We start from the raw sequence: 13,065 nt of genomic DNA on the forward strand, positions 1-13,065 counted from the left end.
CTCTATTTCCGGAAGATCACTGCCGGATAATGCGGAAGAACGGCGGATCTTACGAGATGATCGGTCGGTGACCGATCAGGCAGTGGAGTTGGACGAGCGGTTCCGTACCGCCGTCGCCGCACTCGAACCGCGGCCCGGCCGCCCGGCGGATCAGTCGATCGCGCCCGGCGGCGTGATCACCGGCGCGGCGTGCCTCGAGTTGTTCGAGGCACAGGCGACGAGCAGGCAGCTCGATTTCGCGGCACGCCGCCTCGGCAGCACCCGGCGCGGCTACTACAGCATCGGATCGTCCGGTCACGAGGGCAATGCCGCCCTTGCGGCAGCCCTGCGGGTCACCGACCCCGCGTTGCCGCATTACCGATCGGGGGCGTTCTTCGTGCACCGGGCCCGGCGTGTGCCGGGGCTCGACCCGATCCGGGACGTCCTGCTCGGGGTGGTGGCCGCGGCGGCGGACCCGATCTCCGGGGGGCGGCACAAGGTGTTCGGCAGCGCCGCCGCCAACGTCATCCCGCAGACCTCGACCATCGCCTCACACCTGCCGCGGGCCGTCGGGCTGGCGTTCGCGATCGATCGCGCGGCCCGGCTCGGCGTCGCCGGTCCCTGGCCCGCCGACTCGGTGGTGGTGTGTAGTTTCGGCGACGCGTCGGCCAACCACTCCACCGCGGCCGGGGCGATCAATGCCGCGGTGCACACCGCGCGCCAGGGGATCGCCATGCCCATCCTGTTCGTCTGCGAGGACAACGGCATCGGGATCAGCGTTCCCACGCCGCCGGAGTGGATCCGGCAGGCCTACGGCAGCCGCCCGGGCCTGGCCTACTTCCACGCGGACGGCTGCGCTGCCCTCGACGCGCTGACCACCGCGAACACTGCGGTGCGGTGGGTGCGCGATCGCCGCGCGCCCGCGTTCCTGCAGCTGCGGACCGTGCGTCTGCTCGGTCACGCGGGATCGGATGTCGAAACCGCCTACCGCCGTCCCGCCGAGATCGCCGCCGATCTCGCCCGCGATCCGGTCCTCGCCACCGCACGGCTGCTGATCGAGTCCGGCGTGGCCACCCCCACCGAGGTGCTGGACCGCTATGCCGACATCGGCCGCCGCGTCGCCACAGCCGCCGAACTCGTCTCGGCGGACCCGAAACTCACCTCGGCGGCGGCCGTGATCGCGCCGATCGCGCCCTCCCGCCCGGCGCTGGTGCGCGCCGACGCGCTGCGGACCGGCCCTCTCCCGCACAACGAGCGCCAACCCGCGGACATCGGGAATGCCATCGGTTCGCCGCACCGCCTCGACGGCGCTGCGCGCACCGAGCCGATGACGCTGGCGCAGGCGATCAACGACACCCTCGCGAGCCTGCTGGCACGTGACCGCGACATCCTCGTCTTCGGTGAGGACGTCGGCCGCAAGGGCGGCGTATACGGCGTGACGAAGGGTTTGCAGAAGACGTTCGGCGCGCGCCGGGTGTTCGACACGCTGCTGGACGAGCAGAGCGTCCTCGGCACCGCGCTGGGCTCGGCGCTGGCCGGGTTCGTGCCGATTCCGGAGATCCAGTACCTCGCCTATCTGCACAACGCCGCCGATCAGATCCGTGGCGAAGCGGCCACGCTGTCGTTCTTCTCCGACGGCCGCTACCGGAATCCGATGGTGGTGCGGATCGCCGGATACGCCTATCAGAAGGGCTTCGGCGGCCATTTCCACAACGACAACTCGGTGGCCGCGCTGCGTGACATCCCCGGCGTCGTGCTCGCCTCCCCGGCCCGGGCCGACGACGCCGCGGCGATGCTGCGCACGTGCGTGGCGGCGGCCCGCGTGGACGGCAGAGTCTGCCTGTATCTCGAGCCCATCGCGCTGTATCACACCCGCGACCTGCACCAGCCCGGCGACGACGCATGGCTGGCACATCCGTCTCCGGCCGAGCACGTGGAAATCGGTCGCGCCCGCGTCTACGGCGACGGCGAGGACCTGACCCTGGTCGCCTTCGCCAACGGCGTGCCGATGAGCCTGCGCGCGGCGCGGCGCCTGGCTCGTCACGGCGTTCACGCACGCGTACTCGACCTGCGCTGGCTCGCTCCCCTGCCGGTGGCGGATCTGCTGCGCCACGCCCACGCGACCGGGCGGGTCCTCGTCGCGGACGAGACGCGCCGCAGCGGCGGCGTATCGGAGTCGGTGTGCGCCGCGCTGATCGACGCCGGTTTCACCGGCCGCATCGCGCGCGTCACCAGCGAGGACAGTTTCGTGCCGTTGGGTCCGGCCGCCGCGACGGTGCTGCTCGACGAGGACCGGATCGAAGCCGCGGCCCTCCGCCTGCTGAGCGAGGCGACCGGAGCACAGCCGCGGCGCGCCGAGGCACGGCATTCCCCGGAATTCGATTCGGCCGGGGAATAGTGGAAATACCGTCAGCACGACGGTGACCGGCAGCGGAAAGGACTCGCGATGACCACGGTGTCCATGCTCGGCGAGGTACGCCCGGAGCACGAGCACACGGCCGACGGCGACCTCGTGCTCCTGCACTACCTGCGGTCGTTCCGCAAGCCCGTGCTGGACGTCTGGTCGGCGGCCACCGAGCGGGGCCAGCTCGCCCGCTGGCTCGGCGCCGTATCCGGCGGCAACGGCAACCTGACCATCGACTTGTTCGACGGTCCCGTCCCCGGCCCGGTCGCGGTGCGCGTCGACCACTGCCAAGCGCCGCACGAACTGGTCGTGCACATCGACGGCTGCCTGCTCGAAGTCCGGATGACCCAGGTCGGCGTGGTCACCACCGTGGAACTGACCCGCCGCCACGTGTGCTCCGCCGACGCGGGCGCGATCGGCCCGCGCTGGCAGTACCTGCTCGACCGTCTCACCGCCTACCTCGACTACCAGCCGCTGCCGCGGTGGTCGGACTACCCGAAACTGGCCGGGGAATACCGCTAGGCCCGCCGCTCAGTAGAAGAACCCGGCGATGCCCCAGCCGGGGCGGGCCTGCGCCTCCCGGATCCATTCGACGCAGGACTCGATGGCGGCGAGCACTTCGTGGTCGACCTCTTCGCGCTGCGGTGGCGTTGTCGACTCCCACTGCACGAGCGCTTCCGCGCACTGCTCCGGTGTCCATTCGCCGTAGCCCGGCAACTCGTCGGGCTGCGGCAGCGACGGCGGCAGCGAGTGGTACCTGAACGCGCGGACGCTCACCGCTTTGATGCCGAGCGTGGCCAAGCCGTCGTCGATATGGTCCAGCCAGCGGCCCCGGAACGCCGAGAAGTAGCGGTTGTCCACGAACCGGCCGTAGAACCGGCAGATCGTCTGGTAGGCGTAGCCGTATTGAAAACCGTAGGCCGGGTCGAACGGCCCGCCCTCGATCACGGCGCGCACGGCCTCGTAGCGGGTGGGCGCGCCGGCCGCGATCTCGTCGGCGAACCAGTCGTCGTCGTGGGTGAGTTGGGCTTTGAACCGGCCGCCGATCATCCGCCGGAGCTTGTCGTCCCCGGATCCGATGGCGCCCTTGATCCGGTCCAGCTCGACGACGTAGATGCTCAGGCCATAGCTCATCCACCGAACATTAGCGGTGCCCACCGACACGAACACCGCTGAGCCCGAATACGTTTCGACTCAAGGGGCAGCCCGGCCGGATGCGCGGCACCGGACACGCCACGGCCGCGCAGGTCGATGCCGCGGGCGGGATCGGCGTCGCGTACGTGTTCGACCACAGCGACGACGACGCGGTGGGGCGGCTGTTCGAGTTGATCCGCACCGAGCACGGCAGGCCGGACGTGCTGGTGAACGACGTCTACAACCCCCGACGCGGCCCGGCGGCTGGGCCAGCCGTTCTGGGAGATCCCGCCGACGGCATGGGAGGAGTCGTTCGACGTGGGCGTCCGGTTTCATTACATGGCAAGCTTTTTCGCCGCGATCTCGCCGAGTACTACGGGTTCACCGACATCTACTGTCGCATTCATCGCGTCGAGTGAGTCCGATCAGCGCACACCGGGAAAGCGCTGTGCCGAGGTAGATCGCGAGGTCGACCGTCCGCGCGGCGTGCGGATCCATCTACGCACCGCAACGTGATCCGACCCCGGTCCTCGTACCCACTGCGGGTCGCGGCGAATCACGCGGCCGGCGGCAACGGGGAGAATTCGACGCGCACCGCATCACCGCGCCCGACGGCGCGCTGATCGCGACCGCGAACTACGCAGGTCAGCTGCTGGGCACGCTGCGGATGGCCCCGGTACCCGGGACGAGCTATTGCGCCGCGGCGGGCGCGATGACCGCCGGGATCAGGCGAACTTGATCTCCAGGCCGATGCCGAGGATGGCGATCAGCCAGATGACGCCGGTGAAGATCGTGACGCGGTCGAGGTTCTTCTCCACGACGGTGGACCCGGACAGGCTGGACTGCACGCCGCCACCGAACAGGCTGGACAGACCCCCACCCTTGGCGCGGTGCAGCAGCACCAACAGCACCAGCAGCACACTGGTGATGATCAGGAGGATATCCAGGAACATCCGCATGCCGGACAGTGTATGCGGTCGGTGCGACGGCACCGAATCAGGCACTCGGCGGCGCCCTAGCGCCGGTCGACCGCGACCAGGTGGGTGACCTGTTCCCCGTCGAGGGCGTTGAACTTCGCGACCGCTTCTTCCCGCAGCCGGTCCTGGGCGGTGAGCCGGACCTGGTGCTGATGCATGTGCTCGGCCCAGGACCGCACGACGAACGCCTCGACGTAGCGGTCGATCACCCCGACGTCGCGATACAGGCGCCATTCCATCGCTCCGGTGCGCTGCCGGGATCGCCCGACGAAGGCCATGGCGGCGAGGAATTCCTCGGCGCACTCGTCCGGGACGTCGTAGTTACGCAGGATCAGCACCGGACCGTCGTCGGGATCGGGTTCGACCACCAGCTCGGGTTCCGGCCAGAACGCCGTGGGGGTGAGGTCGAGGAGTTCGGGATCGTTGCGGATGGGCAGCCACGCCGTGCTCACCGCGCAGAACGCCAGCAGCGCGGCGGCCCACAGCAGCGCGGGCACCGAGCCGATCGCGTCGGCGACCAAGCCCCAGACCAGCGAGCCGATCGCCTGCCCGCCCATGAAGACCAGCAGGTACACCGACAGTCCTCGGGCACGCACCCAGGACGGCAACAGCAGCTGCATGGTCGAGTTCATGGTGGACATCGCCAGCAGCCACGCGAGGCCGGCGAACACCAGCAGGACAAGCACCACCGGGACGACGCGCAGCAGCGCGGTGCCCGCCGACGCCAGTCCGAACAGGATTGCGGCGGTGGTCAGCCGCTGGGTGGGGGTCAGCCACGCGCGCAACCGCGACAGCGCCGCGGCTCCGAGCACCGCGCCGATGCCGAGGGAACCGAGCATCAGGCCGTACCCGGATGACGACAACCCGAGCCGATCCCGTGCGATCACCGGCAGCAGCGCCCACACCGCGCTGGCGGGTGCGATGAACAGGATCGAGCGCAGCAGCACCCGCCGGACGGCGGGCGCCGCGCGGATGAACCGGGTGCCCGCCTGCAAGGCCGCGAGCGGACGCTCGGTGGGCAGGCGGCGCTCGGTCGGCGGGCGGCGCCATACCGTCAGCACCGCGACGATGCCGACGAACGACACCGCGTTCAGCGCGAACACCAGCGTCGGCCCGGACAGCGACACCAGCACCCCGGCCAGCGCCGGACCCACCGCCCTTCCGATGTTGATGTTCATGCTGCCCAGCGCCGACGCCGCCGGGATCTGCTCGCGAGGGACGAGTTCCGGCTGGATCGCCTGCCAGGCGGGCGCGGTCAGCGCCTGACCGCAGCCGAGCAGGAACAACAAGGTGAGCAGCACCGCGGGCGTGGTGTGCCCGGTGGCGGTCGAGACCGCGAGAACCATGGCCAGCACCGCCATCGTGGACTGCGCGCCGAGCAGCAACCTGCGCCGATCCAGCAGGTCGGCGATCACTCCGGACGGAATGGACAGCAGCATCACCGGAAGCGTGATCGCCGTCTGCACGAACGACACCAGCGCCGCCGCGTTCGGCTGATCGACCATGATCCATTGCGCGCCGACGGTCTGCATCCAGGTGCCCAGGTTCGACACCAGTTGTGCCACCCACAGCGCTCGGTAGACCGGCGAACGCAGCGGCGCCCAGGTGGAAATCGGGATCGTCGCGGCAGTGGTCACTCGGCGAAGCTTAGTCGCGGGACGAACACCGCCCAGACGCCGCATCCGGTGCCTGCGCCGCCGGTCGCGCCTGGGTCGCCGCGAGCAGCACCGCCGCGATGAGCAAGGCGGCGCCCGCCGGCCCCGCCGCGGTGAGGCGGCTCGTGCTGCGCAGCCCCGACCGCACCGTGACCTTGCTCGACAAGAAGATCGCCCGGCCGGACACACCGATCAAGGTCACGCCGTGGCTGGTCGTCGCGCTCATCACGGACAACAGCCAGATCCGCGCACGCGCGCTCGACGAAGCGCGACCCACGCTCGTCATCGCCGAGGACAACGGCGTCTCCGGTAACGCCGGCAAAACCACCGCCACGGTGGACGCCGACACGCTGACCATACGCAACGACAACGGCGCGGGCCTGGTCCTGCACGCGGGTGAGCGCGCGCGCCGTTGCCCGGCTGCACCGCCGTCGCGGTGGCCTCGGTCGTGATGGGTGTGCTCGTCGGCCGAGGTGGTCCCCGGAACGACCGGCACGAGCGGCCGGCGCGACCGGGAGCGCGGCGTACAGCTTTCGTCGCCGCACGGAAGTCCCTGTCCGACTGGGGAATCGGGCTGCCTCACCATCGCAGGCCGGACAGCATCCATGGTTCACCGTTGGGAAACGCACAATAGCCCGGTATCACCGACGGAGCGATACCGGGCTGTCGCGCCTAGTGCCCGGATCAGGGCAGTGGACCGCCCGCGGCGATGGCGGAGAGGGTGGCGAATTCGTCACCCTTCAGCGAAGCACCGCCGACCAGCGCGCCGTCGATGTCGGTCTGCGCGACCAGTTCTCCGACGTTCTTGGCGTTCACCGACCCGCCGTAGAGCACGCGGACGCCCGCGGCGACCTCCGGGGAAGCGAGCTTCTCCAGTTCCCCGCGGATCGCGCCGCAGACCTGCTGCGCGTCGGCGGGGGTGGCGACCTTGCCGGTGCCGATCGCCCACACCGGCTCGTAGGCGATGACGATCTTCGAGATCTCCTCCGCCGTAAGGCCTTTCAACGAACCGCGCAGTTGTTCGAGGTTGTACTCGACGTGCGTGCCCGCCTCACGGATGTTCAAGCCCTCGCCGATGCACACGATCGGGGTGATCCCGTGCTTCAGCGCCTGCTTGGCCTTGGCCAGCACGGTCGCGTCGTCCTCGTTGTGGTACTGCCGCCGCTCGGAGTGCCCGACCACGGCGAAGGTGCACCCCAGCTTGGCGAGCATGCTCGCGCTGATCTCGCCGGTGTAGGCGCCCGACTCGTGCACCGAGACGTCCTGGCCGCCGTAGGTGAGCAGGAGCTTGTCCCCTTCGACCAGCGTCTGCACGCTGCGGAGGTCGGTGAACGGCGGAATCACCGCCACGTCCACCTTGTCGAAGTATTTCTCCGGCAGCGCGAACGCGATCTTCTGCACCAGGGCGATGGCCTCGAGGTGATTGAGGTTCATCTTCCAGTTGCCCGCGATGAGCGGTTTGCGTGCCATGCTCAGTCCTCCAACACCGCGATGCCGGGCAGCTGCTTGCCCTCCAGGTACTCCAGCGACGCGCCACCGCCGGTGGAGATGTGCGAGAAGCCGTCCTCCGGCAGGCCGAGCGCCCGCACGGCGGCGGCCGAGTCGCCGCCGCCGACCACGGTGAACGCGCCCTTGCCGGTGGCCGTCACGATCGCCTGCGCCACCCCGCGGGTGCCCGCGGCGAACTTCTCGAACTCGAACACGCCCATCGGCCCGTTCCAGAACACGGTCTGCGCCTCGGTGAGCAGCGCCGAGAAACGGTCCACCGAATCCGGGCCGACGTCGAGCCCCAGCCAGCCGTCCGGGATCTCGTGCGCAGGCACCACCGTGGACTCCGCGTCGGCGGCGAACTTGTCGGCCACCACGATGTCGCGCGGCAGGTGGATGACGTCGGCGTACTGCTCGAGCAGCCGCTTGCAGGTGTCGACCATCTCCTCCTGCAACAGCGAGGCACCCACCGAAAGGCCTTGTGCGGCAAGGAAGGTGAAGCACATGCCGCCGCCGATCACCAGCGTGTCGACCTTCGGCGCGAGCGCTTCGATCACCGCCAGCTTGTCGGAGACCTTGGATCCGCCGAGCACGACCGCGTACGGCCGGTCCGGGTTCTCCGTCAGCTTGGCCAGCACCTCGACCTCGGCCGCGACCAGCTTGCCCGCGTAGTGCGGCAGCGACTGCGCGACGTCGTACACCGACGCCTGCTTGCGGTGGACCACGCCGAACCCGTCGGAGACGAACGCGCCGTCGTCACCGACCAGCTCGACCAGCGCCGCCGCCAGCTTGGCCCGGTCGGCGTCGTCCTTGCTGGTCTCGCGCGGGTCGAAGCGGATGTTCTCCAGCAGTAGCACGTCGCCGTCGGTGAGGCCCTCGGACCGCGCGAGCGCGTCCTGGCCCACCACGTCACCGGCGAGCTGCACGTTGCGGCCCAGCTCCTCGGCGAGCCTGGCGGCCACCGGCGCCAGCGACAGCTTCGGGTCCGGTCCGCCCTTCGGCCTGCCGAGGTGCGCGGTCACGACGACCTTGGCGCCCGCCTCGGCGAGCGCCTTGATGGTCGGCGCCGAGGCGATGATGCGGCCGGGGTCGGTGATCTGTCCCTGGTCGTCGAGGGGCACGTTCAGGTCGGAGCGCACCAGCACGCCCCGGCCCTCGACACCCTCGTCGAGCAGATCCGTGAGTGTCTTGACAGCCATGCGCGTCAGAGCGACTTGCCGACGAGGCCGATGAGATCGGCGAGACGGTTCGAGTAGCCCCACTCGTTGTCGTACCAGGAGACGACCTTGACCTGGTCGTCGATCACCTTGGTCAGCGGCGCGTCGTAGATCGACGAGGCCGGGTCGGTGACGATGTCGCCGGAGACGATCGGGTCGGTGTTGTACTTCAGGATGCCCTTCAGCGGGCCCTCGGCGGCGGCCTTGTAGGCGGCGTTGATCTCCTCGACCGAGGCCGACTTGCGCAGGGTCGCCGTGAGGTCGGTGACCGAGCCCGTGGGGACCGGCACGCGCAACGCGTAGCCGTCCAGCTTGCCCTGCAGTTCGGGCAGCACCAGGCCGATGGCCTTGGCGGCGCCGGTGCCGGTGGGCACGATGTTCAGCGCGGCGGCGCGGGCGCGGCGCAGGTCGCTGTGCGGGCCGTCCTGCAGGTTCTGGTCCTGGGTGTAGGCGTGGATGGTGGTCATCAGGCCGCGCTCGATGCCGAACTCGTCGTTGAGCACCTTGGCCAGCGGGCCGAGGCAGTTGGTGGTGCACGAGGCGTTGGAGATGATGTTCTGGCTGCCGTCGTACTTGTCGTCGTTGACGCCCATCACGATGGTGATGTCCTCGCCCTTGGCCGGGGCGGAGATGACGACCTTCTTGGCGCCCGCGGCCAGGTGGCCCTTGGCCTTGGTTGCGTCGGTGAAGATGCCGGTGGACTCGACGACCACGTCGACGCCCAGGTCGCCCCAGGGGAGCGCGGCGGGGCCCTCCTTGATGGCCAGCGCCTTGATCCGCTGGTCGCCCACCACGATGGTGTCGTCGCCGTCGAGTGAGACGTCCTGGGGCAGCCTGCCCAGGATCGAGTCGTACTTGAGCAGGGTCGCGAGGGTCGCGTTGTCGGTGAGGTCGTTGACCGCGACGATCTCGATGTCGGTGGTGCCGAGCGCCTTCTGCGCCTCCACCGCCCGGAAGAAATTACGTCCGATACGACCGAAGCCGTTGATGCCTACCCGGACAGTCACGTTATCGCTCCTCAACTTTCCAGCGGATCATTCCGATGTCCACTCACACTAACGTCCTGCCGCGGCCTCTCCGACACGCACCTGGCTTTCGTGAGCACGCGATGCCTGGTCAGACGCCCGACCGACACCGGTACGGGCGCCGGAAGCGCCACGATCCCCGCGACGGAGGCGCCGCGGGGATCGCGTAAAACCCGAACTAGGCTTCGTCGAGCAGTTCGGCCGTGACGGCCGATTCGGTGTCCGGCACGCCCAGTTCCTTCGCCCGCCGGTCGGCCATCGACAGCAGCCGCCGGATACGGCCGGCGACAGCGTCTTTCGTCATCGGCGGGTCGGCGAGCTGGCCGAGTTCCTCCAGCGACGCCTGCCGGTGCTGCACCCGCAGCCGTCCCGCGGCGGCGAGATGATCCGGCACGTCGTCGCCGAGGATCTCCAGCGCGCGTTCCACCCGCGCCGCCGCGGCGACCGCGGCCCGCGCCGAGCGGCGCAGATTGGCGTCGTCGAAGTTGGCCAGCCGATTCGCGGTCGCGCGCACCTCGCGGCGTAGCCTGCGCTCCTCCCACACCATCCGGGTGCCGTGCGCGCCCATCCTGGTCAGCAGCGCGCCGATCGCCTCACCGTCGCGCACCACCACGCGATCGGTGCCGCGCACCTCCCGTGCCTTGGCCGTGATACCGAGCCGCCGGGCCGCGCCGACCAGCGCCAGCGCTGCCTCGGGGCCGGGGCAGCTGACCTCGAGCGCCGAGGAACGTCCGGGCTCGGTGAGCGAGCCGTGTGCGAGAAACGCACCACGCCAAGCGGCTTCGGCGTCGGCGATACTGCCGCCGACCACCTGCGCGGGCAGGCCACGTACTGGACGGCCGCGCACGTCGAGCAGACCGGTCTGCCGGGCCAGCGCCTCGCCCTCCTTCGAGACCCGCACCACGTAACGGGAAGTCTTGCGCAGTCCACCCGCACCGAGCACGTGCACGTCGGAGCCGTAGCCGTAGAGTTCGAAGATCTCCCGGCGCAGCCTGCGCGCGATGGACCCCATGTCCACCTCGGCCTCGACGATCACCCGGCCGCCGACGATGTGCAGGCCGCCCGCGAAACGCAGCAGAGCGGACAGTTCCGCCTTGCGGGAACTCACCTGCGACACCGTGAGCCTGCTCAGCTCGTCTTTCACATCGGCTGTCATCGCCACGGGACGCGCTCCTTTCCACCCAACCCGGAACGCACATCCTGACCCATGTGCCGTCCCTCGACTCGAAGCCCTGCCATTTGCGGCCGAGGTTGCCGGATCAGTTGATCCAGTGCGGCGGCAAGCTTTCCGGGGTGATGCCGGTCCGTTCCCGCTTCGGCGACATCGGAGAACGTTACTCGCGCCCGCAACTGTTCGGCAGCCCTGGCCACATGTTCCCGCTCGCGGCCCTCCGGCACGGAGCCGGAATCGACCAGCACCTCGTCGACGACGAATTCCGGTGCGTGCTGGGACAATACATGCAGATGCCGCTCCGCGGAGAACCCCGCGGTCTCCCCCGGCTCCGCGGCGAGATTGAGCACCAGGACTTTGCGAGCCCTGGTGTATACCAGGGCTTCCCGTAGCTCGGGAACCAGGACGTGCGGAATCACGCTGGTGAACCACGATCCCGGGCCGAGCACCACGACGTCGGCGTGTTCGATCGCCGAGGTCGCCTCCGGACCGGCCGGTGGATCGGAGGGAATCAGCCGCACCCGCCGCACCTTACCCGGGGTTGTGGCGATGGCAACTTGGCCGCGAATGCAGCGGCTCACCCGCGGATCGGCCTCCAGCCCGGACACATCCGCCTCGATGTCCAGCGCGATCGGCGACATGGGCAGTACCCGGCCGGTGATGCGCAACATGCGGGCGACTTCGTCCAGCGCGGCCACCGGGTCGCCGAGCACCTCGGTGAGCCCGGCCAGGATCAGGTTGCCCACGGAGTGCCCGGCCAGCGCGCCGGTGCCGCCGAACCGATGCTGCACGGTCCGCGTCCAGACGCCGTCGGCGTCCGCGGCCAAGGCGGCCAGCGCCATCCGGAGATCGCCCGGCGGAAGCACCCCCAGCTCGGCGCGCAGCCGCCCCGAGGAGCCGCCGTCGTCGGCGACGGTGACCACCGCGCAGATCTTCCTGGTCAGCCGTCGCACCGCGGTCAGTGTCGCGTACAGGCCGTGTCCGCCACCCAGCGCGACGATGCTGGGATCGGATTCCCAACCGGTCATTCTCGCCCCAGATCTCGATGCACGACCCGGACCACGTCGGCGGAGTCCTCCGCCCCGCCGGCGACCTCGCTCATCAACTCGCCCAGTGCCTCGGCAATCGCGACGCTCCGGTGCTTACCTCCGGTGCAGCCCACTGCGACCGTCATGTATCGCTTCCCCTCTTGGCGGTAACCGTTCGTGGCCAGTTCGACCAGGTGGTGGCAGGTGCGCAGATAATCCTCCGCACCGGGACGCGACAACACGTACTCGCTGACCACCGTCTCCTGACCGGTGTGTTCCCGCAACTCCGGTATCCAATGCGGATTGGGTAGAAAACGGACATCCAATACCATGTCCGCGTCCAGCGGCACCCCGTACTTGAAGCCGAACGACTGCACGGTGAGCTGCAACGCGGTGGGCGCGCCGCCGCCGTAGGCCTCCTCCATCTTGCGGTGCAGCTGATGGATGGACAGCTCGGTGGTGTCGATGACCAGGTCGGCGGCGGCCTTCACGGCGGACAGCCGCACTCGCTCGGCGGCGATGCCCGCCGACAGCGTGCCGTCCTTGCTCTCGCTCTGCAGCGGATGCCTGCGCCGCGCGAAACCGAAACGGCGGATCAGCACGTCATCGGACGCCTCGAGGAACAGGACCCGGGTGCGCACGCCGAGCGTTCGCAGTTGCTCGGTGACCACCGACAGATCGCCGGTGAAGAACCGGCTGCGCACGTCCATGACCAGCGCGAGACGACGGATCGGCGGCTTCGCGGAAGCACCCAGCTCCACCATTCGCCCGAACAGTTCGGGAGGCAGGTTGTCGGCCACATACCAGCCGAGGTCCTCGAGCACGCGGGCGGCGGTGCCGCGGCCCGCGCCCGAGAGCCCGGTCACGATCACGACCTCGACCTGCGGACTCGCCCCGCTGACGGCGCTGGACGATGCCGCTCGTCCCGCGCTCGTCGGCGGGTTGCCCGCACTGCTGTTCGATTCGACGCGTGTCATGTCCTACCGG

The 13,065-nt window shown here is 69.7% G+C and carries 13 protein-coding genes; 4 read left to right on the plus strand and 9 right to left on the minus strand.

All coding sequences use genetic code 11. The features are described from left to right. The first annotated feature begins 67 nt into the window (after nucleotides 1–67). Entirely contained in the window at nucleotides 68–2,377 is a 2,310-nt protein-coding gene (locus ACT89H_RS09720) for a thiamine pyrophosphate-dependent enzyme (RefSeq protein ID WP_445108184.1), read from the plus strand. A 48-nt stretch (nucleotides 2,378–2,425) separates the two neighbouring features. Then, complete coding sequence (locus ACT89H_RS09725) at nucleotides 2,426–2,905, plus strand: SRPBCC family protein (RefSeq protein WP_445108185.1); 480 nt, start codon at nucleotides 2,426–2,428, stop codon at nucleotides 2,903–2,905. Nucleotides 2,906–2,914: 9 nt separating this feature from the next. Here the strand turns inward: ACT89H_RS09725 and ACT89H_RS09730 are convergent, their stop codons facing one another. Next, nucleotides 2,915–3,517 (minus strand): DUF7691 family protein, encoded by a 603-nt coding sequence (locus ACT89H_RS09730; protein WP_445108186.1) that lies wholly within the window; start codon nucleotides 3,515–3,517, stop codon nucleotides 2,915–2,917. A gap of 80 nt (nucleotides 3,518–3,597) precedes the next feature. On the opposite strand from ACT89H_RS09730, the gene ACT89H_RS09735 reads away from it, so the two are divergent. Then, entirely contained in the window at nucleotides 3,598–3,936 is a 339-nt protein-coding gene (locus ACT89H_RS09735; protein ID WP_445108187.1) for a hypothetical protein, read from the plus strand. A 306-nt stretch (nucleotides 3,937–4,242) separates the two neighbouring features. Here ACT89H_RS09735 and secG read toward each other — a convergent pair whose 3' ends face one another. Together secG and ACT89H_RS09745 are read right to left on the minus strand one after the other, a co-directional pair. Further along, a complete protein-coding gene (gene secG, locus ACT89H_RS09740; RefSeq protein WP_039798855.1) occupies nucleotides 4,243–4,476 on the minus strand; it encodes a preprotein translocase subunit SecG in 234 nt (77 codons plus the stop codon). A gap of 56 nt (nucleotides 4,477–4,532) precedes the next feature. Further along, a complete protein-coding gene (locus ACT89H_RS09745; RefSeq protein WP_445108188.1) occupies nucleotides 4,533–6,131 on the minus strand; it encodes an MFS transporter in 1,599 nt (532 codons plus the stop codon). 98 nt (nucleotides 6,132–6,229) lie between these two features. On the opposite strand from ACT89H_RS09745, the gene ACT89H_RS09750 reads away from it, so the two are divergent. Continuing rightward, complete coding sequence (locus ACT89H_RS09750; RefSeq protein WP_445108189.1) at nucleotides 6,230–6,601, plus strand: META domain-containing protein; 372 nt, start codon at nucleotides 6,230–6,232, stop codon at nucleotides 6,599–6,601. Nucleotides 6,602–6,833: 232 nt separating this feature from the next. On the opposite strand, the gene tpiA is transcribed toward ACT89H_RS09750, so the two are convergent. From tpiA to rapZ, 6 genes are all read right to left on the minus strand, one after another. After that, nucleotides 6,834–7,619 (minus strand): triose-phosphate isomerase, encoded by a 786-nt coding sequence (tpiA, locus tag ACT89H_RS09755; RefSeq protein ID WP_445108190.1) that lies wholly within the window; start codon nucleotides 7,617–7,619, stop codon nucleotides 6,834–6,836. 2 nt (nucleotides 7,620–7,621) lie between these two features. Further along, nucleotides 7,622–8,836: a phosphoglycerate kinase gene (locus ACT89H_RS09760; protein WP_445108191.1), complete on the minus strand. Its 1,215-nt coding sequence runs from the start codon at nucleotides 8,834–8,836 to the stop codon at nucleotides 7,622–7,624. 5 nt (nucleotides 8,837–8,841) lie between these two features. Further along, the gene (gap, locus tag ACT89H_RS09765) at nucleotides 8,842–9,861 is read right to left on the minus strand and encodes a type I glyceraldehyde-3-phosphate dehydrogenase (RefSeq protein WP_445108192.1); all 1,020 of its coding nucleotides are present in this window, start codon (nucleotides 9,859–9,861) and stop codon (nucleotides 8,842–8,844) included. A 196-nt stretch (nucleotides 9,862–10,057) separates the two neighbouring features. Then, nucleotides 10,058–11,041: a DNA-binding protein WhiA gene (gene whiA / locus ACT89H_RS09770; RefSeq protein WP_280497505.1), complete on the minus strand. Its 984-nt coding sequence runs from the start codon at nucleotides 11,039–11,041 to the stop codon at nucleotides 10,058–10,060. Next, nucleotides 11,032–12,078, minus strand: coding sequence for a gluconeogenesis factor YvcK family protein (locus tag ACT89H_RS09775; RefSeq protein ID WP_445108193.1), 1,047 nt, complete (start codon nucleotides 12,076–12,078; stop codon nucleotides 11,032–11,034). Before ACT89H_RS09775 ends, whiA begins: the two co-directional genes overlap by 10 nt. Continuing rightward, on the minus strand, nucleotides 12,075–13,055 hold the full coding sequence (rapZ, locus tag ACT89H_RS09780) for an RNase adapter RapZ (protein ID WP_445108194.1): 981 nt from the start codon (nucleotides 13,053–13,055) through the stop codon (nucleotides 12,075–12,077). The genes ACT89H_RS09775 and rapZ overlap by 4 nt, the downstream gene beginning before the upstream one ends. Between the last annotated feature and the right edge of the window lie 10 nt (nucleotides 13,056–13,065).

Source organism: Nocardia aegles, assembly GCF_052545135.1.

Coding starts and splice junctions, on each gene's coding strand:
- ACT89H_RS09730 (WP_445108186.1), bottom strand. CDS start 3,517: ATGAGCTATGGCCTGAGCATCTACGTCGTCGAGCTGGACCGGATCAAG.
- tpiA (WP_445108190.1), bottom strand. CDS start 7,619: ATGGCACGCAAACCGCTCATCGCGGGCAACTGGAAGATGAACCTCAAT.
- ACT89H_RS09735 (WP_445108187.1), top strand. CDS start 3,598: ATGCGCGGCACCGGACACGCCACGGCCGCGCAGGTCGATGCCGCGGGC.
- ACT89H_RS09725 (WP_445108185.1), top strand. CDS start 2,426: ATGACCACGGTGTCCATGCTCGGCGAGGTACGCCCGGAGCACGAGCAC.
- ACT89H_RS09750 (WP_445108189.1), top strand. CDS start 6,230: ATGAGCAAGGCGGCGCCCGCCGGCCCCGCCGCGGTGAGGCGGCTCGTG.
- ACT89H_RS09760 (WP_445108191.1), bottom strand. CDS start 8,836: ATGGCTGTCAAGACACTCACGGATCTGCTCGACGAGGGTGTCGAGGGC.
- secG (WP_039798855.1), bottom strand. CDS start 4,476: ATGCGGATGTTCCTGGATATCCTCCTGATCATCACCAGTGTGCTGCTG.
- rapZ (WP_445108194.1), bottom strand. CDS start 13,055: ATGACACGCGTCGAATCGAACAGCAGTGCGGGCAACCCGCCGACGAGC.
- ACT89H_RS09775 (WP_445108193.1), bottom strand. CDS start 12,078: ATGACCGGTTGGGAATCCGATCCCAGCATCGTCGCGCTGGGTGGCGGA.